This window comes from Mycobacterium parascrofulaceum ATCC BAA-614, from assembly GCF_000164135.1.
Lineage (GTDB): Bacteria > Actinomycetota > Actinomycetes > Mycobacteriales > Mycobacteriaceae > Mycobacterium > Mycobacterium parascrofulaceum.
Genome location: NZ_GG770588.1, coordinates 1 through 2,544, shown reverse-complemented (window position 1 = coordinate 2,544; position 2,544 = coordinate 1). Strand labels below are relative to the sequence as shown.

2 protein-coding genes are annotated in these 2,544 nt (G+C 65.3%); both read right to left on the bottom strand.

Annotated features, from left to right (window positions below):
• Positions 1-65: 65 nt before the first annotated feature.
• Entirely contained in the window at positions 66-875 is an 810-nt protein-coding gene (gene istB, locus HMPREF0591_RS29620) for an IS21-like element helper ATPase IstB (RefSeq protein WP_007172566.1), read from the bottom strand.
• Positions 872-2,380, bottom strand: coding sequence for an IS21 family transposase (gene istA, locus HMPREF0591_RS29615; protein WP_079669096.1), 1,509 nt, complete (start codon positions 2,378-2,380; stop codon positions 872-874). Before istA ends, istB begins: the two co-directional genes overlap by 4 nt.
• Positions 2,381-2,544: the final 164 nt, after the last annotated feature.

The window sequence follows — 2,544 nt, the reverse complement described above, 5'->3', positions numbered from 1 at the left end:
GTCAATGGCCAAGTAGAAGTACCCGCTGGTGGCCGGATAAAAGTACCCACCCCGTGCAGTGATTCTTAGATTGGTTGGGGGTTCTCCTTCCGGTGTTGGGCGTCCTTCATTCGGTAGGACTGGCCGTCGGTGATGACGACGGTGGCGTGATGCAGGAGCCGGTCCAAGATGCTGACGGCGGTGGTCTGCTCGGGCAGGAATCGACCCCACTCTTGGAAGGGCCAGTGCGAGCCGATGGCCAGGGAGCGGCGTTCGTAGGCGCCGGCGACGAGGCGGAACAGCAGCTGGGTGCCGGTGTCGTCGAGTGGGGCGAAGCCCAGTTCGTCGAGGATGATCAGATCGACACGGAGCAGGGATTCGATGATCTTGCCGACGGTGTTGTCGGCCAAGCCGCGGTAGAGGGTTTCGACGAGGTCGGCGGCGGTGAAGTACCGGACCTTGTGCCCAGCATGAATCGCAGCGACCCCCAGTCCGATCAGGGTGTGGGACTTGCCGGTCCCAGCCGGTCCGATGATCGCCAGATTCTGTTGTGTGCGAACCCATTCCAGGCTCGACAGGTAGTCGAACACCTTGGGCTGAATCGACGATGCGGCCACGTCGAAGGACTCCAAGGTCTTGGTGACCGGGAACCCGGCAGCCTTGAGCCGGTTGACGACGTTGGAGGCATCCCGTGCCGCCAGTTCGGTCTCGACGAGGGTCCGTAGCACTTCTTCGGGGGTCCAGCGCTGGGTCTTGGCGGTGATTAGGACTTCGGGGGCGGTGCGCCGGATCGCGGCGAGCTTGAGCCGCCGCAGCCCGGCGTCGAGATCAGCGGCGAATTGCGGAGTGGACAGTGGTGCAACGGGTTTGGTTGCCTTGGCTGGCGTGCCGTTCATGACGTGGCACCACCGTCTGCGGCCGGGTTGACCGTGTAGGCAGCCAGGGATCGGGTCGGGGCGACTGGGAGGTCCAGGATCAACGCATCCCCGGCGGGGCGGGGCTGCGGCGTTCCGGCGCCGGCGGCCAGGATGGACCGCACGTCGATCGCGCGGAACCTCCGGAACGCGACCGCCCGGCGAAGCGCGCCGACCAAGGCGTCGGTGCCGTGGGCGGCGCCCAACGCCAGTAGGACTTCCAGTTCGGAGCCCAGCCGAGTGTTGCCGATCGCGGCGGCCCCGACCAGGAATGCTTGAGCATCCTCGCCGAGTGTGCAGAACTGTTGCTCAGCATGAGTTTTGGGTCGTGGTCCGCGGCTAGGTTCCGGGCGGGGACCGTCGTAGTGATCGTCGAGGACTGATGCGCTGCCTGGGGCACCCAGTTCGTGCTCAGCCACGATCACCCCAGTCGCGGGCTCCACGATGCACAGCGCGCCGTGATCGACGACGACGGCCACGCTGGTCCCGATCAGTCGGGTGGGCACCGAGTAGCGGGCCGAGGCATACCGGACACACGACAGCCGGTCGACCTTGCGGATCACCGACGGTGCCCCGATTCGAAGTTGCAGCGACGGCAACGGTTGCAGGAGTTCCCGTTCGATCAGCAGTTGCTCATCGGGGACCGCACAGATCTCCGAATGCACCGCGGCATTGACCTCCAGACACCACGCCCTGGCCGCAACGTTGGCAGCACGCAGATCAACCGGCACCCCGGCGATGGCGGCGTCGGTGAGCAGCGGGACGGCGAGGTCGCGTTGGGCGTAGCCGCACAAGTTCTCCACGATGCCCTTCGATTTAGGGTCGGATGCATGGCAGAAGTCCGGCGCGAAACCGTAATGACCTGCCAGCCGGACGTATTCGGCGGTAGGGATCACCACGTTGGCGACCACGCCGCCCTTCAGACAGGCCATCCGGTCGGCCAGCACCCGGGCCGGGACACCACCTATCCCGGCCATCGCTTCGGCGATCAACGCCAACGTCGTGGACGCCTTCTGGTCGGTGGCGAACGCGACGAAGCGCCACCGGGAGAACGCCAGCACTGCGCAGAACAGGAACAACCCGGGTGCGGCTTGGGCCCAGTCGATCACCAGATACTCACCCGGTGACCACACCGCCGGGCGACGTCCCCGGTGATGTTCGTTGCGCCACAACACCTTCGCCTCAGCAACGAGGCGACGGAAGTTGCGTGCCGACCCGTCGTAACCGGCGGCCTTCGCGATCGGCAACATCCGCTTCGCCGACATCCGACCCGCCGACTTCTCGACACGCTCGGCGACCAGATCGGCCACCGCATCGTAATTGTGGGCCCGCTCGACCCGCGGCGGTGCGCTCTCACCGGCTTCGAATTTCTCGACGACTTTCTTGACGGTCCTATGGGTGGTGCCGCACAGCTGCGCGGCGCCGCGGTATGACCCGACTTGTTGATAAGCAGAAATGATGTCCATGCGGTCCCTCGCAGACTTCAATGGAACTCCCCGGTGGTGACGATGAGTGGTTGGCACCTTCACCGTCACCACCGGGGCCCGCAGTTCCTGATCGACACGACGAACACGGGGTGGGTACTTTTATCCGGCCACCAGCGGATACCTCCACTTGGCCACCAGTGGGTACTTTTTCATGGCCACGGACA

What these genes read in the sequence shown, in the direction of transcription:
- istB (WP_007172566.1), bottom strand. Translation starts at nt 875, where the DNA reads ATGAACGGCACGCCAGCCAAGGCAACCAAACCCGTTGCACCACTGTCC.